The organism is Variovorax sp. J22G73 (assembly GCF_030317035.1).
In the GTDB taxonomy this organism is placed as follows: domain Bacteria; phylum Pseudomonadota; class Gammaproteobacteria; order Burkholderiales; family Burkholderiaceae_C; genus Variovorax.
In genome coordinates, this window is sequence record NZ_JASZYK010000002.1 from 544,299 (window position 1) to 565,676 (window position 21,378).

Annotated in this window: 22 protein-coding genes; 6 read left to right on the forward strand and 16 right to left on the reverse strand. The window is 68.4% G+C overall.

Annotated features, from left to right (window positions below; all coding sequences use genetic code 11):
* Window positions 1–82 precede the first annotated feature (82 nt).
* The 7 genes from QTI51_RS10525 to QTI51_RS10555 are packed head-to-tail and all read right to left on the reverse strand — an operon-like array spanning window position 83 to window position 6,930.
* On the reverse strand, window positions 83–313 hold the full coding sequence (locus QTI51_RS10525; RefSeq protein WP_116907419.1) for a hypothetical protein: 231 nt from the start codon (window positions 311–313) through the stop codon (window positions 83–85).
* Window positions 300–671: a hypothetical protein gene (locus QTI51_RS10530; RefSeq protein ID WP_116907418.1), complete on the reverse strand. Its 372-nt coding sequence runs from the start codon at window positions 669–671 to the stop codon at window positions 300–302. Before QTI51_RS10530 ends, QTI51_RS10525 begins: the two co-directional genes overlap by 14 nt.
* 17 nt (window positions 672–688) lie before the next feature.
* Window positions 689–1,609, reverse strand: a complete 921-nt coding sequence (locus QTI51_RS10535) for a DUF6999 family protein (RefSeq protein WP_116907417.1) — start codon at window positions 1,607–1,609, stop codon at window positions 689–691.
* A gap of 51 nt (window positions 1,610–1,660) precedes the next feature.
* A complete protein-coding gene (locus QTI51_RS10540; RefSeq protein ID WP_116907416.1) occupies window positions 1,661–3,586 on the reverse strand; it encodes a StlD/DarB family beta-ketosynthase in 1,926 nt (641 codons plus the stop codon).
* Between the two features lie 4 nt (window positions 3,587–3,590).
* Complete coding sequence (locus QTI51_RS10545) at window positions 3,591–4,544, reverse strand: fatty acid desaturase family protein (protein ID WP_116907415.1); 954 nt, start codon at window positions 4,542–4,544, stop codon at window positions 3,591–3,593.
* Window positions 4,522–5,346 carry a sterol desaturase family protein gene (locus QTI51_RS10550; RefSeq protein ID WP_116907414.1) on the reverse strand — a complete coding sequence of 275 codons (825 nt, stop codon included), beginning with the start codon at window positions 5,344–5,346 and terminating at the stop codon, window positions 4,522–4,524. Before QTI51_RS10550 ends, QTI51_RS10545 begins: the two co-directional genes overlap by 23 nt.
* Window positions 5,347–5,355: 9 nt before the next feature.
* Window positions 5,356–6,930 (reverse strand): phospholipase D family protein, encoded by a 1,575-nt coding sequence (locus QTI51_RS10555; protein ID WP_116907413.1) that lies wholly within the window; start codon window positions 6,928–6,930, stop codon window positions 5,356–5,358.
* Window positions 6,931–7,075: 145 nt separating this feature from the next.
* On the opposite strand from QTI51_RS10555, the gene QTI51_RS10560 reads away from it, so the two are divergent.
* Together QTI51_RS10560 and QTI51_RS10565 are read left to right on the forward strand one after the other, a co-directional pair.
* A complete protein-coding gene (locus QTI51_RS10560) occupies window positions 7,076–7,648 on the forward strand; it encodes a peroxiredoxin (RefSeq protein WP_116907412.1) in 573 nt (190 codons plus the stop codon).
* A gap of 110 nt (window positions 7,649–7,758) precedes the next feature.
* Window positions 7,759–9,192 carry an aldehyde dehydrogenase family protein gene (locus QTI51_RS10565; protein WP_116907411.1) on the forward strand — a complete coding sequence of 478 codons (1,434 nt, stop codon included), beginning with the start codon at window positions 7,759–7,761 and terminating at the stop codon, window positions 9,190–9,192.
* A gap of 114 nt (window positions 9,193–9,306) precedes the next feature.
* Here QTI51_RS10565 and QTI51_RS10570 read toward each other — a convergent pair whose 3' ends face one another.
* Window positions 9,307–10,236 carry a ZIP family metal transporter gene (locus QTI51_RS10570; RefSeq protein WP_116907410.1) on the reverse strand — a complete coding sequence of 310 codons (930 nt, stop codon included), beginning with the start codon at window positions 10,234–10,236 and terminating at the stop codon, window positions 9,307–9,309.
* Between the two features lie 11 nt (window positions 10,237–10,247).
* The gene (locus QTI51_RS10575) at window positions 10,248–10,883 is read right to left on the reverse strand and encodes a superoxide dismutase (RefSeq protein ID WP_116907409.1); all 636 of its coding nucleotides are present in this window, start codon (window positions 10,881–10,883) and stop codon (window positions 10,248–10,250) included.
* Window positions 10,884–11,077: 194 nt separating this feature from the next.
* On the opposite strand from QTI51_RS10575, the gene QTI51_RS10580 reads away from it, so the two are divergent.
* The 4 genes from QTI51_RS10580 to moeA all read left to right on the forward strand — a co-directional run bounded on the left by QTI51_RS10580 (window position 11,078) and on the right by moeA (window position 15,093).
* Window positions 11,078–11,803, forward strand: a complete 726-nt coding sequence (locus QTI51_RS10580; protein WP_286515862.1) for a hypothetical protein — start codon at window positions 11,078–11,080, stop codon at window positions 11,801–11,803.
* Between the two features lie 133 nt (window positions 11,804–11,936).
* Entirely contained in the window at window positions 11,937–13,109 is a 1,173-nt protein-coding gene (gene moaA / locus QTI51_RS10585) for a GTP 3',8-cyclase MoaA (protein WP_116907408.1), read from the forward strand.
* Window positions 13,110–13,123: 14 nt separating this feature from the next.
* On the forward strand, window positions 13,124–13,774 hold the full coding sequence (gene mobA, locus QTI51_RS10590) for a molybdenum cofactor guanylyltransferase MobA (RefSeq protein ID WP_286515861.1): 651 nt from the start codon (window positions 13,124–13,126) through the stop codon (window positions 13,772–13,774).
* A complete protein-coding gene (gene moeA / locus QTI51_RS10595) occupies window positions 13,771–15,093 on the forward strand; it encodes a molybdopterin molybdotransferase MoeA (RefSeq protein WP_116907406.1) in 1,323 nt (440 codons plus the stop codon). The genes mobA and moeA overlap by 4 nt, the downstream gene beginning before the upstream one ends.
* Window positions 15,094–15,103: 10 nt before the next feature.
* Here moeA and QTI51_RS10600 read toward each other — a convergent pair whose 3' ends face one another.
* From QTI51_RS10600 to QTI51_RS10630, 7 genes are read right to left on the reverse strand one after another with little or no spacing between them, the layout of a single operon-like run.
* Window positions 15,104–15,610: a GAF domain-containing protein gene (locus QTI51_RS10600; RefSeq protein ID WP_116907405.1), complete on the reverse strand. Its 507-nt coding sequence runs from the start codon at window positions 15,608–15,610 to the stop codon at window positions 15,104–15,106.
* 28 nt (window positions 15,611–15,638) lie between these two features.
* Complete coding sequence (locus QTI51_RS10605; RefSeq protein ID WP_116907404.1) at window positions 15,639–16,634, reverse strand: acetamidase/formamidase family protein; 996 nt, start codon at window positions 16,632–16,634, stop codon at window positions 15,639–15,641.
* A 20-nt stretch (window positions 16,635–16,654) separates the two neighbouring features.
* Complete coding sequence (locus QTI51_RS10610; RefSeq protein WP_116907403.1) at window positions 16,655–17,365, reverse strand: ABC transporter ATP-binding protein; 711 nt, start codon at window positions 17,363–17,365, stop codon at window positions 16,655–16,657.
* A complete protein-coding gene (locus QTI51_RS10615) occupies window positions 17,355–18,080 on the reverse strand; it encodes an ABC transporter ATP-binding protein (protein WP_116907402.1) in 726 nt (241 codons plus the stop codon). Before QTI51_RS10615 ends, QTI51_RS10610 begins: the two co-directional genes overlap by 11 nt.
* Window positions 18,077–19,171, reverse strand: coding sequence for a branched-chain amino acid ABC transporter permease (locus tag QTI51_RS10620; RefSeq protein WP_116907401.1), 1,095 nt, complete (start codon window positions 19,169–19,171; stop codon window positions 18,077–18,079). The genes QTI51_RS10615 and QTI51_RS10620 overlap by 4 nt, the downstream gene beginning before the upstream one ends.
* Before the next feature lie 19 nt (window positions 19,172–19,190).
* The gene (locus QTI51_RS10625) at window positions 19,191–20,057 is read right to left on the reverse strand and encodes an ABC transporter permease subunit (protein WP_116907400.1); all 867 of its coding nucleotides are present in this window, start codon (window positions 20,055–20,057) and stop codon (window positions 19,191–19,193) included.
* A 47-nt stretch (window positions 20,058–20,104) separates the two neighbouring features.
* Window positions 20,105–21,328: an urea ABC transporter substrate-binding protein gene (locus QTI51_RS10630; protein ID WP_116907399.1), complete on the reverse strand. Its 1,224-nt coding sequence runs from the start codon at window positions 21,326–21,328 to the stop codon at window positions 20,105–20,107.
* Between the last annotated feature and the right edge of the window lie 50 nt (window positions 21,329–21,378).

Below are 21,378 nucleotides of genomic sequence, written 5' to 3' on the forward strand. Positions count from 1 at the left end.
TATGTCGCCAAAACGTCTCCCGAACGTGCTAGCAGGTTACCCCGTCAGTGGCGGGGTTCCAACACCTGCCGCGGACCTGCGCCTACTCGAGCGATTCGTCGAGGGCCTTGCACGAAGGCGCGCACACGGTCTGGGACTTGCCCAGCACCTGGCGGGTGCGCAGCTGCGAGCGCACGCGGTGCTTGCCGCACATGAAGCACGACATGGTCGCGCCGCTGAACGACGCGGAGGCACGGAACGGGGAGCCCGGTGCCTTGGTCTTGTAGCGCAGCCCGTCCGCCACCACTGCCGTCTTCACTTCACCCTTCGCCATGCGTCTTGTCCTTGCTGGTCGGTTCGGCACGGCGCATGGCGCGTGCAATGGCTTCGCGGGCGCTGAATTCAGCGGCCAGCGAAGCGTCGAGCGCCGAGCGGCAAAGCCCGGCGTGCTGGTAATTGAGGTTTTCGTACACCTCGGCCGCGGCCGGATAGGCATCGAGCAGGCGGCCGAGTTCGGCCCCCTGTTCGACATCTTCGAACTCGTGCACCAGATGCTCGACGACAGAGCGGTACTGCTCGGCGCCGACGGGCACTGGGCTGTGCTCGAGTTTTTCCAGCAGTTGAGCCAGTACATGGGTCACTGCCAGATCGGTCTTGGGAGACGGATTATCGGTGGTGTTCATGAGTTCCATCTGGGGGCAGCATACGCCTATGCAAGTGGCTGCTCGTAGAGGGTCGTTTCCGGCGCGCCCGCCTGCTGCGCGTTCTGGGCCGCCTGCATGCGCTGGAGCAGGCTGTGCAGCATTTCTGTCGAGAGCCCGTGAATCACCAGCCGGTGCCCCGCCCGAAGGGTCGACAGCGGCACCAGCGGGTGCTTGTTGTTGACCAGAATCAGGTGCTCCGGCGCGTTCAGGATCGTCGCCGTGTAGATGCCGATGGTTTCGTCCAGTTGCAAGGAGTTGGCGGCCCGCCAGAAATCGTTGTCCGTGAGCATGAGCTGGTACAGCGGCGTGAACAGTTCGATGGCGCTTTGCAGGTCGAGGAAGTTGAGCCTGCCCTGCGGCATATCTTCCAGCCGCAGCCCCGGCTCCTTGATCATCGAGAAGTCGACGTTCTCGGCCTTGCACAGCGCCAGCCCCTTGTCGCGCAAAGCCGTGTTCAGCCGGATCACGAAATTGAACAGGTTCAGGTCGTGCTTCAAGAACATCTCGTCCTTCAGCGCGTCGATGTCGGCCGGCTCCAGCGGGTGGGTGCCCACCGGCGCCGGCGAGTTGCGCCCGATGAAGGCCAGCACCTGCGAGCCCAGGTGAAAGTGCCGCAGGATGAGCCAGTTGGCCTCGGGCGACACGAAACGCTTGAGCCCCCACGCCAGGAAGCGGTGCAGCAGCATCGAGTGCGACCAGTTGCGCGGCACGAACACCTTCACGACCTGGATCACGATGATCGTCAGCCGCGCCAGCGGCCGCAGGAAAGGAAGCAGGTACTGCCGCGAACCCGAGCTCGAATCGGCCAGCCACGCCGCCTTCACGTTGTCGGGCAGCGGCGTGCTCTGGTCGAGGTACAGCGCGAGCCAGGGGCTGGGGTCGCGCTCGTCGTGCGCCTGGGTCAGGAAATCAGGTGTTCGGTCCATGGGGCGTTCATTCGGGCTTGGGTTCTGGCTTGAACTGGGTCATGCGTTCTGTCATGCGTTCGGCATGCGTTCCGTGATGTGCTGGAACTGCATCAGGTACAGCGCCGCGGTGTGTCGCGCGGTGTCGGCAATCTGGCGGGCGGCGCGCGCCTGCCCTTCCACGGCCATCACCATTTCCACCGCCGTGAGCCAGCGGCCCAGGTGGTGCTCGTCGTTGTGGCCGTGGTACTCCAGGAAGCGGAAGGCGTCCGGCGGCAGCTTCAGGCTCGCCTTCAGCAGCGGCAGCAGCGCCGGCACGATGCGCTGGCCCGTTCCTTCGATGATGTAGATCGCGCCCAGCAGGCCGATGGGGTCGCGCGTGGCCGCCAGCCCGTGCAGGTACGCGTTGAGCGCCTCGCCGCCCGGGTTGCGGCGCAGGTCCTCGATGCGCTCGACGGTGCCGCCCGCCTGGCGGTAGTCGCTGAACAGGATGTTGAAGTCGTTCTGCTCCTCGCCCGCGTGCATGCCGATCAGCGAGGCCAGCACCTGGTACGGCTCGCTCAGAGAGGCCGCGCCTTCGCGCATCCACAGGCTGCCTTCGCGCACCTGCGGCACCCACTGTTCCATCCAGTTCAGGTAGTCGGGCACGGCGAAGCGGCGCTCGCGAATCTGCCGGACCAGCGGCGTGCGCCACACGCGCGAGCGGTAGTCGTGCCAGATGGCGGCCAGCTCGGTCAGCAAGGCGCCCAGGCCCTCGGGCGCGGCGGCCGGGTCGTGCGGGGGCGCGATGACGACATCGTCGTCGGCCACCGATGCCGCGCGCGGCGCCACGGCCACGGGTGCGGCCTTTACCGAGTCCACGGCCTCCACTTCAAGAAGCATGTACGCCGCCATGAAGCGCCCTGACTCCGGCACGTAGCAGAAGATCTGCTCGCCCGGCTTCAGCGTCCTGGTGTGCAGGAACTCCGCCAGCATCACCAGGATCGACGCCGCCCCGGTGTTGCCGCGCCACGCCAGGTTGCTCCACCAGCGCTCGCGCGGAATCGCCAGGTCGGCCTTGGCCATCAGGTCTTCGACCACCGGAATGAATTTTTCCGACGAGTAGTGGCACAGGAAGTGATCGACCCGCTTCGGATCGACCCAGCCGTCGCGCACCAGCCCCGCGTACTCGTGGATGCCGATGTCGAACAGGTGCGGCAGCAGCCGGATGTCCTGCCGCAGCGACAACGCGCCCGCCGCCTCGGCCTCGGCCCAGGAGCCGAAGTCGAGATGGCCACGCGCACGATCCTCGGTCAGCCCTAATTGCATGCACACCGGGTAGTCGCCCGAGAACGCGCGCTGGTGCACCCACTTCAGCTTCAGGCGCAGCCCCGGCGCGCCGGCCAGCGCGAGTGAACCCTCAGAGCCGTCGGACAGCAGCAAGGCGCCCGCGCCGTCCGACAGCATCCAGCGCAGGAAGTGCGAGTCGAAGTCGGTCTCGTAGCCGCGGGCCGCGAAACGCGATCGCTTGAACAGCCGCGACGGCATCTCGCTGGCCACCGCCATCGCGCTGCGGTGCGCGCCCAACTCGATGCCCTGCGCCGCCGTCTGTATCGCCGACACGCCCGCCGCGCAGATGCCGTGCACCGAGTGCGTTTCCATCGGCTGCGCAGCGAGCTCGCCCTGGATCATGTTGGCGAAGCCGGGCATCAGCGTGTCGCCGCCCGAGGAGCCGCTGGCCAGCAGCGACACGCGCGACAGCGGCGCCCCGCCCCGGCGCAGGCAATCGCGGATGGCGCCCGCGGCCAGTTGCGCGTTGGTGTGCTGCGTGACGCCTTCCGTGTCGATGGCGTAGTGCCGCGTGAGGATGCCGTTCTCGGCCAGGATGCGCCGCTTGATGCGCTCCGACATGCGGTTCAGCGGCGCGATGTACGCGTCCATGCGGTCGTTGGGAACGGGCTCGCCGGGCATGAAGTAGCCGGCGCTTTCGAGGTAGACGCGATTGAATGAAACGGGCATGGGTTCAGCAGGAAGGTGAATCGGGAGGCATCAGCGGGCGGCTGCGAAAACGCGGCCACACGGACCCCAGCACGAACACGCGCACCATGTACGGAACCAGCCCGCCCTCGTTGAGCACGGGCGCCACCTGCGCGCGGTAGCGCGTACGGTGCAGGTGCGTGAGCTCGGACCAATGGGCATGCGGGTTCTCGTGGTGTGCGGTGTGCAGGCCGATGTTGAACAGCAAGGGGTTCACCAGCCCCTCGAAATTGCGGGCGTAGTTCAGCTGGCTACCGCGGGTATCGCCGGGCGCCTCTTCGTGCGAGCTGCCGGGGCCCTTGCGGCCGTCGGCATGCGCGTGCTGCAGGTAGTTGGTCGCAAGCAGCCAGTGCAGTCCATGCAGCTGCGGCACGATCACGAAGAGCAATGCCTTGCGCCAGTCGAGCGCCAGCAACACCGCCCAGCTGGCCAGCCACAGCGCGTACTGCGCCATGCAGTAGCGCCAGGCGCCGCGCCGGTGCAGCCTGAGCCGCGCGAGCCATGCGACGAATACCGGCACCAGCACCCACACCGCCTGGAACGGGTGCAGCAGGTAGCCCCACGCGTGGTTGGTGTCGCCGCCGAAGCGGTAGGTGCGCGCCACGTCCTTCGGTCCGTGGCGGTGGCGATGGTGGTTGGCCACGTGCGCGGGCCAGAAGACGAAGGTCGGGTGGCCCTGCAGCAGCGTGATCCAGAAGTCCGTGAAGCGGTTCATGCGCCGGCCGCGCCACATGCGCAGGTGCACGTGGTTGTGATGGATCACGCCGATGCCGAGCGTGAGGAACAGCATCAGCACGTACAGCAGCGCATCGAAGCCGTGCACCCATTGCCACGCCGCCAGCGCCGGCAGGGCCACGAGGTAGGCCAGGCTCTGCCAGTCCCGCCCGTTGCGCAGCCTCGCCAAGCGATGGCGCGCGTCAGGGGGTGGTCGCGGCGCCATGCTTCTCGGGGGCGTTCTTTTGAGCGTTCTTTTGAGCGTTGTCGCGAGCGTTCTTGTGGAAGGCCTGGAACAGCGGCTCGGCCGCATCGGCCGCGATGCGGGTGCGAAACAGCCGGTCCATGAACGTGAACTGAAAACCGTAGTTGCCGTTGTGCACGGCATGGTGCAGGTGGTGCCGCCGGCTGGCCGCGAACCAGTGGCTGTACGACACGCCCGTGAAGAAGTCGTAGTTGGAGTGCCCCACGCAGTTGAAGAACAGGCTGAACACCGGCACCGCCGCCAGCGACCAGAAGCTGAAGTCGTGCAGCACCATCGGCAGCAGGATCACGTTGCCCAGCATCAGCGCCTCGAGGGGATGAAAGCTGTACGTGGCCCACGGCGTGGTCACGAAGGAGCGATGGTGCGGCCCGTGAAAACGCCGCAGCCAGCGCATGTGCAGCAGCCGGTGGTTGAGCCAGAAATGCACGTCGTTCCACAGCGCCAGCACGGCGATTTCGAGCACGACCTGCCGCCACCCCGCGTCACCGTCCAGCCGCGCCCAGCCCAGCTGCAGCAAGCCCCACGGCACCACCATGCCCAGCCCGAAGATCAGCACCGACACGCCCGACTGGCCCAGCTCGCGCCGCAGCTGCCCCGGCTGCAACGCGCGCGGATCGAGCACGCGCCCGATGCCCAGCGCCGGCAGCACGCGCTTCGTCAGCAGCCACGTAAGGCCGCCGAACGCCGCGTAGATGCCGCCAAAAAAAAGTACGCCCCACAGCATGACCTGCAGGGCGGACAACGAGGTAAAGGTCTGCGCCATCCCCCGAGGCTACAACAGCATCTCGGGAACGATGGGTGCGATGAGCATGTTGTAGAAGCGCTGGAAGAAACCCGCCTCGGGCTCCGCGGTGAGGATCACCTCTTTCTCGCCGTCGTTGGTCAGCCACTGCAGCGTGCCGGTGCCCTTGGCGAGCCGCAGGCGGTAGGAGTTCTGCAGCTTGCTGATGTTGATGATGCGCAGCATCTCGCGCGCCAGCTGCGGGCTGTCGACCACCAGCCCCATTTCCGTGTTCTGGCTGGCCGAGCGCGGGTCGAGGTTCATCGAGCCGATGAAGATGCGCGTCTTGTCGATGGCCGCCGTCTTGGCGTGCAGCCGCCCCAGCGACTTGCCGAACATGCCGAAGCGCTCGCCCTTGCTGGTGCGCTGCGGGCTCAGTTCGTACAGGTCGGCGCCGCTGGCCAGCAGCCGCTCGCGGTAGCGCGCATAGCCGGTGTGCACCAGCGGCTCGTCGTTGGCGGCCAGCGAGTTGGTCAGCAGCGTGAGCTTGACGTTGCGCTTTCTCAACTCCTCGAAGGCGGCCATGCCGCGCTCGCCGGGCACCAGGTAGGGCGAGGTCATGTCGACCTCGGTCTTGGCGTCGAGCATCAGGGCCCACACCTTCATCGTCACGCTGGTGGAAATGGCTTCGTCGGCCGTCATGGTCGCCGGCTTGGTGGGCGGGTCGGCAATGGCGCGGGCCTCGCCCCACAGCAGGCCCATGCGGCCGGCGTCGAGTTCTTCGGCGATGGGGCCGTAGCCCAGGATGTCCGAAGGCGGCAGCACGATCTTCGGCGGCGGCGCGGCCATGCCGACCCAGCTGTCGAAGTCGGCGGTGCCGGGCTTGTGGCCGCCCTCGCCCGTCACGATGTCGGCAATGGGCCAGGCCTGCACGCTGTTCCAGTAGGCGTCGAAGATCTGCTCCAGCTGCGGCACCACCTTGCCGACCACCAGCGCGTCCATGTCGATGAAGTTCTGCGCCTCGCTCAGCACGAAGTACTCGTCGGCGATGTTGCGCCCGCCCACCACCGCCATCACCCCATCGGCGATGAACAGCTTGTTGTGCATGCGGTGGTTGAGCCGCACGATGTCGAACGGCGACGCCGCGAAGCGCGACAGGAAGCCGTTGCGCCCGCAGCAGAACGGGTTGAACAGGCGCACGTCGACGTTCGGCGTCTCGGACAGCGCCAGCAGCAGCTGCTGGCTCTTCACGGTGTACAGGTCGTCCACCAGCACGCGCACCTTCACGCCGCGCGCGGCCGCCTCGCGCAGGGTGCGCAGCAGCAGCCGGCCCACGGCGTCGTTCTCGAGCTGGTAGTACTGCACCACCAGCGAGCGCTGCGCGCGCTGGGCGAGCTGGATGCGCGCGTCGAGCGAGTACACGCCCAGCGGCATCAGCCGGAAGCCCGAGTGCTCGTCGGGCGGCGTGGAGGCCGCGGCAATCTTCGCCAGCGTGGTGCCGGGGTCGGCCGAGGCGGCGAACTCGGCGGGCCGCTCGCGCGTGGGCGGCAGCGAGCTGCAGGCGGCCAGCGCCGCCATCAGGAAGCCCGCGAGCGCGATGCGCAGGAAGGAGAGCGAGGCGTTCATGACGATGAGTGGTCCAGGTGATTCAGTTGGTTCTTGCGGGTCGGCCATTGCTTCAGGTACGTCCGCCGGCCGGCGGCGGTTTCAGAAGCCCTTGCGCGGGGTGGCCGGGCCTAGAATTCCCGCCACACCGCACCGGAGTTACATCATGGCCCGTCCGACCCCCTCGCGCATCGCCCTGATGACTGTTTTTGCAGCCCTCTCGGCCATGCCCTTCGTTTCCCGCCCCGCCTGGGCCGCGCTGGACATCGGCGACCCCGTGCCCCGCTTCACCGCCGATGCCGCGCTGGGCGGCAAGACCTTCCGCTACTCGCTGAACGACGCGCTCGCCAAGGGCCCGGTGGTGGTCTATTTCTTTCCGGCCGCCGACTCGGCCGACTGCTCCATCGAGGCCCACGCCTTCGCCGAGGCCATCGACAAGTTCGCCGCGCTGGGCGCCACCGTGATCGGCGTGTCGGCGGACGACATCGGCACGCTGTCGAAGTTCTCGGTCAAGTCGTGCCAGAGCCGGTTCCCGGTGGCGTCCGACGAGGCCAAGAGCGTCATCCAGGGCTTCGATGCCCTGATGCAGACCCGGCCCGACTTCGCCAACCGGCTGTCCTACGTGGTCGCGCCCGACGGCAAGGTGGCTTATTACTACCAGAACCTGAACCCGGACAAGCACGTGGAGCGCACGTTGAACGCGCTGCGGGCGCTGCCCAAGGCCGCGGCGGCCAAGTAAAAGGAAAGACAAAAGGAAAGACAAAAGGAAAGACGAAGGGCAGGCCCGGGCCCAGGGCCAGCCGCTTCGGCGGCCACGGATTCGGCGCGCTTCGCGCAAAATCCTGCCCCATGCAGCTCAACTACATCGCCAACGCGGACGTTCCGTCCTCCTCCGGCCGCACCCTGCCGGTCATCGATCCCTCCGACGGCCAGGCCTTCGACGAAATCCAGCGCAGCAACGCCGCCGACATCGACTCCGCCGTGCGCGCCGCGCGCGACTGCTTCGAGGGCGTGTGGCACAAGGTGAGCGCCGCCGACCGCGGCCGCCTGCTCTACAAGCTCTCGCAGAAGATCGCCGAGCACGTCGACGAGCTCGCGCTCATCGAGCAGCGCGACTGCGGCAAGCCCGTGAAGCAGGCCCGCGCCGACGCGGTGGCGCTGGTGCGCTACTTCGAGTTCTACGCCGGCGCCTGCGACAAGCTGCACGGCGAGACCATTCCCTACCAGGACGGCTACAGCGTGTTCACCTGGCGCGAGCCGCACGGCGTCACCGGCCACATCATTCCCTGGAACTACCCGATGCAGATCTTCGGGCGCAGCGTGGGCGGCGCCCTGGCGGCGGGCAACGTGTGCGTGGTGAAGCCGGCCGAAGACGCCTGCCTGTCGCTCATTCGCGTGGCGCAGCTGGCGGCCGAAGTCGGTTTTCCGGCCGGCGCGCTGAACATCGTGACCGGCTACGGCCACGAGGTGGGCGACGCGCTGGCGCGGCATGAAGGCATCGACCACATCAGCTTCACCGGCAGCCCGAAGATCGGCACGCTCATCCAGCAGGTGGCGGCCGAGCGGCACTGCCCGGTCACGCTGGAGCTGGGCGGCAAGAGCCCGCAGATCGTCTTTGCCGATGCCGACCTGAACGCCGTCATTCCGGTGGTCATCAATGCGATCGTGCAGAACGCCGGCCAGACCTGCTCGGCCGGCTCGCGCGTGCTGATCCAGCGCGACATCTACGAGCCGCTGCTCGAGCGCCTGGGCCACGCCTTCGAGGCCCTGCGCGTAGGCCCCGCGGCCATGGACCTCGACGTGGGCCCGCTGATTCGCCAGACGCAGCAGCAGCGCGTGTGGGACTTTTTGAGCGACGCCCAGCACGCCGGCATTCCGATGGTGGCGCAGGGCGTGGTGGTCGAAGAGGCGCCCGAGACCGGCTTCTACCAGGCCCCCACCCTGCTGCGCGACGTGCCCGTGGGCCATCGGCTGGCGCAGGAAGAAGTGTTCGGCCCGGTGCTGGCGGCCATGTCGTTCACCGACGAAGACGAAGCCGTGGCGCTGGCCAATGCCACGCAGTTCGGCCTGGTCGCAGGCGTGTGGACGCAGGACGGTTCGCGTCAGTTCCGCATGGCCAAACGCGTGCGCAGCGGCCAGGTGTTCATCAACAACTACGGCGCGGGCGGCGGTGTGGAACTGCCGTTCGGCGGCGTGAAGTCCTCGGGCTACGGCCGCGAGAAGGGCTTCGAGGCGCTGTACGGATTCACCACGCTCAAGACCGTCGCGGTCAAGCACGGCTAGGACCTGGCGCTCCCCCAGGCTGCGCGCACTTCGTGTCGCTTCGCCAACCCCCTCGCCGGGGGCGACACCTGCGGCCCGGCAAAGCCGGTTCCGCGGTGTCCCGCGAAGGGACACCTACCCCAGCGCCGTGTCCAACAGCATCATCAGCACGAAGCCGATCATCAGCCCGCTGGTGGCAAAGGCTTCGTGCCCCTTGCGGTGCGATTCGGGAATGATCTCGTGGCTGATCACGAACAGCATCGCGCCCGCCGCGAAGCCCAGGCCCCAGGGCAGCAGCAAGGCCGAATGGCCCACCACGGCCGCGCCCAGCACCGCGCCCAGCGGCTCCACCAGGCCCGAGGCCATGCCGATCAGCACCGCGAAGACGCGGCTGTAGCCCGCGGCCAGCAGCGCCACGGCAACCACCAGCCCCTCGGGCACGTCCTGGATGGCGATGCCGGTGGCCAACGCGTCGGCGCGCAGCCCGTTGTTGGCCGCGTAGCCCACGCCGATCGCCAGCCCTTCAGGCACGTTGTGCAGCGCGATGGCGAACACGAAGAGCCAGGTTCGGCGCAACTGCCTGGCCGTCTGCCCTTCGCGGCCCTTGATGAAGTGCTCGTGCGGCAGCACGCGGTCCATCAGCATCAGCACGGCGCCGCCCAGCAGGATGGCCGAGCCGATCACGCCGCCCGCGGCCCAGTTGCCGCCGCCGAACACGCCCACGTTCCTGGCCGCCTCCAGCCCCGGAATGATCAGGGAGAAGGCACTGGCCGCCAGCATCACGCCGGCGCCGAAGCCGAACAGCGTGTCCTGCAGCCGGTCGGGCAGCTTCTGCGAGAACAGCACCGGCAGCGTGCCCAGCGCGGTGGCCAGCGCCGCGACCGAGCCGCCGACCAGCGCACTCCACACCAGCGGATCGGCGCGCACGAACTGCCAGAACTGCGAGGCCGCCACCAGCACGCCGGCCGCCACGATGGCCAGGCCGATCCATTCGCGCGCCGGACGCGCCGGGCGCGGCGGCTTGCGTTGCGCTCCGGGCACGGTGGCCTGCAGGGGGTCGTTCATGCGCGTGCTCCTCAGGCGCCGGTGGCAGCGGCGTGGCGCCGGGCCACCTCGGCCCAGTTCACCACGTTGTAGAAGGCTGCGATGTACTCGGGGCGGCGGTTCTGGTACTTCAGGTAGTAGGCGTGCTCCCACACGTCCAGCCCCAGGATGGGCGTGTTGCCCGAGCCGATGCCGCGCATCAGCGGGCTGTCCTGGTTGCCGCTGCTTTCCACGGCCAGCTTGCCGCCCGCGCCCACCGACAGCCAGGCCCAGCCGCTGCCGAAGCGCGTGAGCGCGGCCTTGGTGAAGGCCTCCTTGAAGGCGTCGAGGCCGCCCAGGTCGGCGTCGATGGCCTGGGCCAGCGCACCCGTGGGCGCGCCGCCCCCGCCCTCGCCGACCGGCGCCATCACGCGCCAGAACAGGCTGTGGTTGGCGTGGCCGCCGCCGTTGTTGCGCACCGGCGCGCGCAGCGCCTCGGGCAGTTGCTCGACGCCGGCGATGAGCTCCTCGACCGGCACTTCCGCATGCGGCGTGTCTTTCAGCGCCGCATTCAGGTTGTTCACATAGGTCTGGTGGTGCTTGCCATGGTGGATTTCCATCGTCTGCGCGTCGATGTGCGGTTCGAGCGCATCGAAGGCATAGGGCAAGGCTGGCAGGGTGTACGGCACGGTCGAAAGCTCCTAGGTTGGAAGAGCCCTTTGCGTTGTCGACGGTGCTTGCGTACTCAGGCAGCCAAATGATAGGAATTCTCATTGGCTACGTCAAGACATCGGCGACGCGTTGATTCAAACCGGCCAATACAAGAAGCTTTTGGCAACGATCGATACACTGGCTGCGGTACGTTTTTCGGGAGATTCCAACGATGAAATCCACGCGCTTCCTTCCGCTGTCACTGTCCCGTTCGCTGGCCGTTGCCCTGCCCTTTGCCGTGCTGCTGGCCACCGGCGCGGCCGGTGCCCAGACCGCCAACCCGCCCGCGGGCGACTACATCTTCGAGCGCGGCAGCGGCGCCCTGCGCGTCAAGGCCGATGGCCATTTCGACATCACCACCATCGGCGCCAACGCCCACACCTGCGCGCTCGACGGCACCATCGTGCGCGGCAAGGCCAAGATCGACGACACGGCCTGCGTGGTGAGCTTCGCGGTCAGTGCCGACAAGGTGCAGGTCAGCACCAACGGCGTCGACCAGTGCCGCGAAAGCTGCGGCGCGCGCGCCACCTTCGAAGGCACCTACACCCGCCCCACCCCGGGCTGCACCGACAAGGCCGTGGCCGGCGCGCGCAAAAGCTTCAAGCGCCAGTACGACGCCAAGGACTACGCCGCCGCCCGCACCACCCTGACCCCGGTGCTTGCCGACTGCGCCCCGACGCTCGACTGGATCACCACGGGCTGGATCCGCAACGACCTCGCGCTGGCGCAGCTGCGTGCCGGCGACCGCGCCGCCTGCCTGCAGACCCTGCAGCCGCTGGCCGAGGACGCCGCGCTGAGCGACGACGGCATCAAGGAAAACTACCCGCCCGCCGACGCCGAGATCTACCTGCCCGTGGTGCGCGCCACCCGCACCAACCTCAAGCTCTGCCGCAGCTGACGGCGGGGTCAGCCACGGCTGAAGACGGGCGATGCCATAGCTGAAGGCGGATGCTGCCGCGGGTATGTGCCAGTAGCCTGCGCCGAACGGGCCCATGGTCGATGGCGCAAAATCGGGCCTCCCCCCTGAAGCCATGAAGAACAGCAGCAGCACCGTCATTCCGATTTCCGCCGTCGGCCACGCGCGTCCCGCCGTGGCCGTGCCGGACATCGCCGTGCCGGCCACCGGCGCGCTGCACGACCGCCTGGGCCGGCCCCTGACCGACCTGCGCATCAGCGTGACCGACCGCTGCAACTTCCGCTGCAGCTACTGCATGCCGAAGGACGTGTTCGACAAGGACTACCAGTACCTGCCGCACAAGGCGCTGCTGAGCTTCGAGGAAATGACGCGGCTGGCCCGCCTGTTCGCCGGCCACGGCGTGCGCAAGATCCGGCTCACCGGCGGCGAGCCGCTGCTGCGCAAGAACATCGAGGGGCTGATCGCGCAGCTCGCCGACATCCGCACGCCCGGCGGCGAGCCGCTGGCGCTCACGCTCACCACCAACGGATCGCTGCTGCAGCGCAAGGCCACCGCGCTGAAGGCCGCCGGCCTGCAGCGCGTGACCGTGAGCCTCGACAGCCTGGACGACGCCGTGTTCCGCCACATGAACGACGTCGACTTTCCGGTGGCCGACGTGCTGGCCGGCATCGACGCGGCGCTGGCCGCGGGCCTGGGGCCCATCAAGGTCAACATGGTGGTCAAGCGCGGCACCAACGAGCAGGAAATACTGCCGATGGCGCGCTACTTCCGCGCGCACCACGGCGGCAAGGTGGTGCTGCGCTTCATCGAGTACATGGACGTGGGCGCCACCAACGGCTGGCGCATGGACGAGGTGCTGCCTTCGGCCGACGTCGTCGCGCGCATCCACGCCGAATTTCCGCTGGTGCCGCTGGAGGCGTCCACGCCCGGCGAAACCGCGCAGCGCTGGGCGTATGCGGACGGTGGTGGCGAAATCGGCGTGATCAGCAGCGTGACCCAGGCCTTCTGCCACGACTGCAGCCGCGCGCGCCTGTCCACCGAAGGCAAGCTGTACCTGTGCCTGTTCGCCACCGCCGGCCACGACCTGCGCCCGCTGCTGCGCGGCACGGCGAGCGACGACGACATTTCCTCGGCCATCGGCCACATCTGGCAGGGCCGCGCCGACCGCTATTCCGAACTGCGGGCCCTGCGCGGCCCCGAAGGCGACCACGGCCCCGGTGCGGGCAATGCGGGCGACGCTGGCGACAAGCCGCCCCGCCGCGTCGAGATGAGCTACATCGGCGGATGACGCCGGCGCCCGCCATGCCTGCGCACGCCATCGCGCCTGCCGACATCACGGGTTTGCTGCTGGCCGGCGGGCGCGGCGCGCGCATGGGCGGCGTCGACAAGGGCCTGCAGCCCTTCCACGGCGAGCCGCTGGCGCTGCATGCCATTCGCCGCCTGCGCCCGCAGGTGGGCACACTGATGGTCAACGCCAACCGCAACCGCGCCGCCTACGAGGCCTTCGGCGCGCCGGTGTGGCCCGACAGCCTGGCCGACTTCCCCGGCCCGCTCGCCGGCTTCCTGAGCGGGCTCGAACACTGCGCCACGCCCTGGCTGCTGACCGTGCCCTGCGACACGCCGCTGTTCCCGCTCGACCTGGCAGCCCGGCTCGCCGAAGCCGCAGCGAGTTCCGGCGCGGAGATCGCCATGGTCACCGCGCCGGAAACCGCCGAGGCCGAGGCCGGTGCCGATGCCGCACCCGTGCTGCGCCCCCAGCCCGTCTTCTGCTTGCTGCGCACCGATCTGCACGACAGCCTGCGCCGCTACACCGAGGCCGGCGGCCGCAAGGTGCAGGCCTGGGCCGCGCAGCACCGCACCGTGCGCGTGCCCTTCGACCGCCCCGGCGACGCGCCGCAGGCCTTCTTCAACGCCAACACCCTGACCGAGCTGCACGCGCTCGAGAACCGATGAGCCGCATCGCAGACATCGCCACCGCCCTGCCGGGCTACGACGCCGCTGACCTGAGCGTGGAGGCCGTGCACGCCTTCCTGCGCCAACTGACGGCGCAGGCTGTCGTGGCGCAGCAGGAGAGCGTGACGCTGTTCGACGCGCTGGGCCGCGTGCTGGCCGAGGACATCGTCTCGCCCATCAGCGTGCCGCCGCACGACAACTCCGCCATGGACGGCTACGCCTTCGACGGCGCCTTGCTCAGGCCCGACGCGCCCAGCGACGCATCGATCACGCTGCGCGTGGCGGGCACGGCGCTGGCCGGCGCGGCATGGCGCGGCGCGCTGGGCGCCGGCGACGCGGTGCGCATCATGACGGGCGCCATGATGCCGGCCGGGCTGGACACCGTGATCCCGCAGGAGTTCTGCAACGTCGAGGGCGACCGCGTGCGCTTTCCGGCGCACGTGCTGCGCCGCGGCGACAACCGCCGCTTCGCCGGCGAAGACCTCATGCAGGGCCAGCCCGCGCTGCGCAAGGGCGAGCGACTGTCGCCCGCGGCGCTGGGCATGGTCGCGAGCCTGGGCCTGCCCGGCGTGAACGCGCTGCGCCGGCTGCGGGTGGCGTACTTCTCGACCGGCGACGAAATCCTGAGCCTGGGCGAGGCCCCGCGCGAAGGCGCGGTGTACGACAGCAACCGCTACACCGTGTTCGGCCTGCTCACCCGCCTGGGCTGCGAGGTGATCGACCTCGGCCTGGTGCGCGACGACCCCGCCACCCTGGCCGCCACGCTGCAACGCGCCGCGCGCGAAGCCGACGCCATCGTCACCAGCGGCGGCGTCAGCGCAGGCGCGGCGGACCACACGCGCGACGTGATGCAGCAGCTGGGCGACATGGCCTTCTGGCGCGTCGCGATGCGCCCGGGGCGGCCGCTGGCCGTGGGGCTCATCCCTCGTGCCATCCCGCATGAACCCGCGCCGCAGCCGGCGCTGCTGTTCGGCCTGCCCGGCAACCCGGTGGCCGTGATGGTGACCTTTCTGGCCTTCGTGCGGCCAGCGCTGCTGCGCATGATGGGTTGCCACGAAACGGCCTGCGCCCCGCCGCCCTTGCTGCGCGCGCGCAGCACCGGCCCCATCCGCAAGAAGCCGGGCCGCACCGAGTACCAGCGCGGCTTCGTCAAGCCAGTGGCCGGCACGTTGCCGGAAGTGACCGTGGCCGCCAACCAGGGCTCAGGCGTCCTGAGCTCAATGGTCGAGGCCAACGGCCTGGTGGTGCTGCACCACGCGCAAGGCAGCGTCGCGCCGGGCGACGAGGTCGATGTGATGGTGTTCGACGGGGCGATCTGAGCCGGGCCGGCTAGCCTCGCGACCCCTCGTCGTGGGCCTGCTCATCGAGTGCCCGCTCCTCCAGCCGGGTGACCACCTGCTGCGCCAGGAAGCGCAGCTGCTCGAGCGCCTCGGGGCTGATCTCGCGTGGCCGGGTGTCGATCACGCAGACCGTGCCCAGCGCCTCGCCGTTGCGCATCACCAGCGGCGCGCCCGCGTAGAAGCGGATGCTGGGGTCGCCCGTGACCAGCGGGTTGGCCTTGAAGCGCTCGTCGGCCAGCGCGTCGTTGACCACCATCACCTGGTCCGGCACCTGAATGGCATGCGCGCAGAACGCATGCTCCCGGGGCGTTTGCGCCGCATTCAGGCCCACGCGCGACTTGAACCACTGCCGCCGCTCGTCGATCAGCGAAATGAGCGCGATCGGCGTGCCGCACATCTGGGCCGCCAGGCGGGTGATTTCGTCGTAGGCAGCCTCTTCGCTCGTGTCGAGGATGGCCACTCGGCGCAGTTCCGCCAGTCGGGTGATTTCGGTCATGCGGCGATTATCAGGCCCTCGAAAGTATTCAGGGCACCAGGTACGTCTTCGAGATGCCCGCGCCCACCGTGTATTTCGGGTCCACGAAGTTGCCCAGCCGCACCTTGCCGCACTGGCTCAGCATCATGTAGGCGTCCCAGCGGTCGTAGCCGTACTCGGCCTCCATCCACAGCACCAGCTCCTTGTAGGCGATGCGGGTCGCGTCTTCCAGCGGGCGGGCGCTGCCGATGGCCATGATCATCCCGGCCGTTTCCAGCCGCGGCCATTCCAGCGTCCAGCCCTTGACGAGGTCGACGCGAATGGTCGTCAGGCTCGGGTACTCCACCGCCGTGCCGCACACCTCGCCGTCGCCCTGGCAGGCGTGCGCGTCGCCGATGAACAGCCGCGCGCCCGGGGTGCGCACCGGCAGGTAGGTGATGCTGCCGGGGCCCATGTCGGGCAGGTCCATGTTGCCGCCGTGCTGGTCGGGCGTGAGGCTGTTGATGGAGTCGATCTCGGGCGAGCAGCTCAGCGTGCCGATGTGCGGCCTGTAGGGCAGCGTGACGCGCTTGCTCCAGTACACGCCTTCCTCGTCCACGTCGATCTTGCGGGTGATCTCGGGCAGCGAGTCGCCCAGCAGCGCGGTGAAGGCGGTGCCGCTCAGGGCGCCGAACTGCGGAATCATGCAGCAGGTGCCGCGCGGATTGGGGCCGCGCGGCGCCATCGACTCGATGTGCACCGCCAGCGTGTCGCCGGGCTCGGCGCCCTCGACCATGATCGGCCCGTTCTGCGGGTTCACGAAGGGCATGGTCAGCACCTTCGAGGGCAGGTCTTGCTCGGTCTTGACCTTGCCGTCGAAGGCGTCGCGTGTTTCCACCACGATGCGGTCGCCGGGCTTCACCGTCATCACCGGCTGCGAGTAAGGGCCGATGGTGAAGTGGAAGGTGCCCTGCTTCGCCTCGGTGAGTTCGTGCGTGACGATGCTGCGTTCGCGGCCGATGCCGCGCGTGTGCATGATCGATTGGTCGAGCCAGCTCGTGGTCATGGTGGTGTGCCCTTGCGTTGTCAGATCATCAGGTGGTTGCGCACGGTCTGCGCGTTCATGTGGCCCGGCTCGATGAGGCCCACCACGCGGCCCTTCTCCATCACGTAGGCGCGCTCGCCCACGTCCAGGATGGTGTCCAGGTTCTGCTCGACGAACAAAATCGTCGTGCCCAGGTCGCGCCGGATGGCGCGCAGCACGTCGCAGATCAGTTGCACGATGGAAGGCTGTATGCCTTCGGACGGCTCGTCGAGCAGCATCAGCCCCGGGTTGCCCACCAGCGCGCGGCCAATGGCCAGCTGCTGCTGCTCGCCGCCCGACATGGTGCCGGCCAGCTGGTTGCGCCGCTCGGCCAGCCGCGGAAAGTACTGGTACACCAGGTCGGGCAGCTTCTTGCCCTGCGGCCCGCCGACCAGCTCGCCCACCATCAGGTTCTCGGCCACGGTCATGCGCGCGAACACCTCGCGGCCCTGCGGCACGTAGCCGATGCCCAGCCGCGCGCGGGCGTCGCTCGACAGCGCAGACACCTCCTGCCCGCGCAGGTGCACGCTGCCGCCGCGCGTGCGCAGCAGGCCGATCAGGCAGCGCATGGTGGTGGTCTTGCCCACGCCGTTGCGCCCGATGAGGCTCACGATTTCGCCCTTGCGCACCGTGAGGTCCACGCCCTGCAGGATGGGCGTGGCGCCGTAGCTGGCGCGCAGGCCTTTCACGTCGAGCACGACTTCAGTGTTCATTGGTCTTCCCCAGGTAGATCTCGGCCACGCGCGGGTCGGCGATCACCTCGCCGATGGAGCCCTCGGCAAACACCTTGCCGAAGTGCAGCACCGTCACGCGCTGCGCGATCTGGCGGATGAAGGCCATGTCGTGCTCCACCACCAGCACCGTCATGCCCTCGGCGTTGAGCTTCTGGATGAGCTCGCCGGTCTTGAAGGTTTCCTCGGGCGACAGCCCCGCGGTGGGCTCGTCCATCAGCAGCAGCACGGGCTTGAGCGCCAGCGCCATCCCTATCTCCAGCCACTGCTGCTGGCCGTGGGCCAGCTCGCCCGCGGGCTTGGTCGCGTCCGCCGCAAGGTCGAGCAGCTCCAGCAGCCGGTCTTCCTCGCGCGTGAGTTCGGCGCGGCCCGCCACGTGGTGCTGCAGCGCGATGTGGATGTTCTGCCGCACCGGCAGTTCCTTGAACACGCTGGGCGCCTGCATCTTGATGCTCATGCCCTGCTGCACGCGCTGGAACGGGCGCTTGCGCGTCACGTCCGCGCCCTGGAAGGCGATGTGGCCCGAGGTGGCCTCGTGCGTGCCCACGATGAGCTTGAACAGCGTGCTCTTGCCCGCGCCGTTGGGCCCGATGAGGCAATGGATTTCGCCCTGCGTCACCGACAGGTCGACATCGGACACGGCCGCGTGGCCGCCGAAGTGCTTGGTCAGCGAGCGGGTTTGCAGCAGCGTGGTCATGCGCGCACCTCCTGCCCTTCGGCCACGGCCTGCACGGCGCGCTCTTTCACGGCACCGCCGCCGCGCCGCGCGAACACGCGCCGCACCGCCTGCACCACGCCGATGACGAAGCCCTGCGGCGCCACCATCACCGTGCACAGCAGCATCGCGCCCATCAGCAGCAACGCCGCCTGCTGGCTGTACACCGTGATCGTCTGGAACGCCCACAGCACCAGGAACGAGCCGACCAGCGTGGCCGTGATGTCCCCGCGCCCCGAGAACGCCACCCACACGATGGGCATGGCCGCCGCCGGCAGCCCGATGCTCGCGGGCGTGATGAACTGGCCCCACGAGGTGTAGAGCACACCGCTCAGACCCGCCAGCGCCGAGCCGACGACGAAGGTGGCCAGCTGGTACTTGCGCACGTCGTAGCCCAGCAGCTCGGCGCGTTGCGGGTCTTCGCGCACCGCGACGATCACGTTGCCGAAGCGCGAGTTCAGCAGCATGCGCAGGCCGATGTACACCACCACGATCAGCCCCACCACCAGGTAGTAGAGCGGTATGCCGTCGAAGTACAGCGTTTCGCCGCCCGGCAACGGGAGGTTCAGCGGCGCCATGTCCTTCATGCCGTTGAAGCCGTTGAGCCGCGCGCTGCCGATGTGCCATTCGGGCCCTGCCGTCTGCCCCAGGAAGAAGGCAAGCACCAGCGTGGCCGACAGCGTGACGATGCCGAAGAACACGCCGCCCACGCGCCCCCAGATCATGAAGTAGCCCAGCACCGCCGCGGCCAGCGCCGAGAGCAGCAAGGCCACCAGCAGCGCGAGAAAGGTGGTGCCCGCCTCGCCGCCCAGGTTGATGGCCAGCACGCCGTAGCCGTAGCCCGCGATGCCGAAGAACAGCGTCTGCCCGAAAGACAGCATGCCGCCGTAGCCCCACACCAGGCACAGGCCCATGGCCATGAACACCCAGGTCAGCAGGTAGGCCATGTTGCCCACGTCGTAGGCGTCGGCCACCAGCGGGTACAGCAGCACCGCGGCGAGCACCGCCAGGAAGGGAAGCCAGAAGACGCGCGTGCTGCCCAGCGTCTGCGGTCCGTTGATGAGTTGGAACATGAAGAATGACTCCGTCGGTTCAGCGTGTCTTGCGGGCCAGCCAGCCCGAGACGCCTTCGGGCAGGATGCGGATGACCACGATCACCGCGAGCAGCATGCCGATCTGCCCCACGATCTGCCCGCCCCAGCCGTTCAGCCCGGTGCGGATCACGGCCAGCAGAATGCCCGCCGGCGCCGTGCCCAGCAGCACGTTGGCGCCGCCCACCACCACCGTGACGAAGCTCTCGACCAGAAAGGCCGCGCCCATGGTCGGTATCAGCGTCATGGTGGGCGCATAGAGCGCGCCGCACAGCCCGGCCAGCGCCGCGCCGATGCCGAAGCTCAGCGCATACACCCGCCCCACGCGCACGCCTGTGGCCTGCGCGATGGACGCGTTCTGCATCGTGGCCCGCGCATGCACCCCGAAGCGGGTGCGCATGAACACGAAGTAGATGCCGCCCAGCACCGCCACGGCGGCCGCGAACAGCACCATGCGGTACACCGAGAAGGTGTAGCCGCCCACCACGAAGCTGCCCTCGGGCGTGCCGATGCCCGTGACCGACGAGCCCACTGTCAGCAGCATGCCCTGCGTGACGATCAGGCTCAGGCCCCAGGTGGCGAGCAGCGAATCGAGCGGGCGCTTGTACAGCTTGCGCACCAGGCTCCACTCCAGCAGCACGCCGATGAGCCCGGCGGCCAGCGTGCCGCACAGTTGCGCGAGCGGCAGCGGAAAGCCCGCATGCACCAGGCCCACCGTCACGTAGGCCCCGCACATGATGAACTCGCCGTGCGCCATGTTGATCACGCCCATCATCCCGAAGACGATCGCCAGGCCGGCGGCCGACAGGATGAGGAACGCGAACACGTCCGCGAACTGATAGAAGAACGAAAAGATTTCGGCGAACACCGCAAGGTCCTCTCAAGTGCGCAGGGGAAAGACGCGGGGGGTGTGCGTCAGGACTTCTTCGGCAGGTCCGACGGCGTGTACTGCTTCTTGTCGTTGTTCTTGGTGAGGTCGCAGCCGATCTTGCCGAGCCAGTAGGGCTGGATGGTCCCGTAGTCCTTCAGCACGTTCACCTTGTGCTTCTCGTCCACGGCAATCAGGCGCATCTGGTGCGAGGCGTGCTGGCTCTTGGGGTCGATGCAGACCTTGCCCTCGCCCGCGTCGATGCAGGCCTCGCCCGCGGCGATCACCTTGCGCAGGTCGGCCAGCTTGGTCGACTTGGCCTTCTCGACCATGGTCTTGTACATGTACAGCGTGTTGTAGGCGTTGTAGCCCATGTCGTTGATGTACGGCTCGTTGGGGAACTTGGCGTGCCAGCGCTTCTTGAAGTCGGTGGCGGCGGGCGAGTCGATTTCCTCGAACCAGTTGGCCGTGGCGTGCATGCGGTTGAGCGCCGGCGGCGCGAAGCGCTTGTGCTCGAAGCCCAGCATCACCTTCACCGACGAGCCCATCGGCAGGTTCAGCTTGGCGGCGGCGGCCTGCTCGAAGAACGAGTCCTGCGCGGCGCCCACGTTGAGCATCAGCAGCCAGTCGGGCTTGGCCTTCTGGATGTTCTGGATGGTCTGCGCGAACTGCGACACGCCCAGCGGAATGAACTCTTCGCCCACCACGGTGCCGCCGATGTCCTTCAGGATCGAGCGGTTCCACTCGGCGCTGATCTGGCCGAAGTTGTAGTCGGCCGCCACCACGTAGACCTTCTTGCCGAACTTCTCGACCATGTACGGAATGAGCGTGGAAAACTGCTGCTCGGGCACCGCGCCCATGCTGATCATGTTGGCGTCGCACACGCCGCCTTCGTACTGGTTGGTATAGAAGTACGGCGTTTGCGTGCGGTCGACTATCGGGCGCACCGCCTCGCGCGAGGCCGAGGTGATGCCGCCGATGAGCACGTCGACCTTGTCCTTGCTCAGCAGGCGGCGCGTGAACTCCTGGTAGCGGGCGTTGTCGCCCTGCGGGTCGAGGTGAATCAGCTCGATCTGCCGGCCCATGATGCCGCCGGCCTTGTTGATTTCTTCCACGGCCAGCAGCGAGCCGTTGAGCTTGGGCTTGCCCATGAAGGCGAGGTCGCCCGAGACGTCTTCCATCAGGCCGACCTTCAGCGGGTCGGCGGCCCATGCGGAGGTGGCGAGCGCCACCGTGCAACCCAGGGAGACAAGCGCGTGACGTAGTTTCATGGTGATGTGCTTTCGAGGGATGTGATGAAGAAACGAAATGGGTTCGGAGC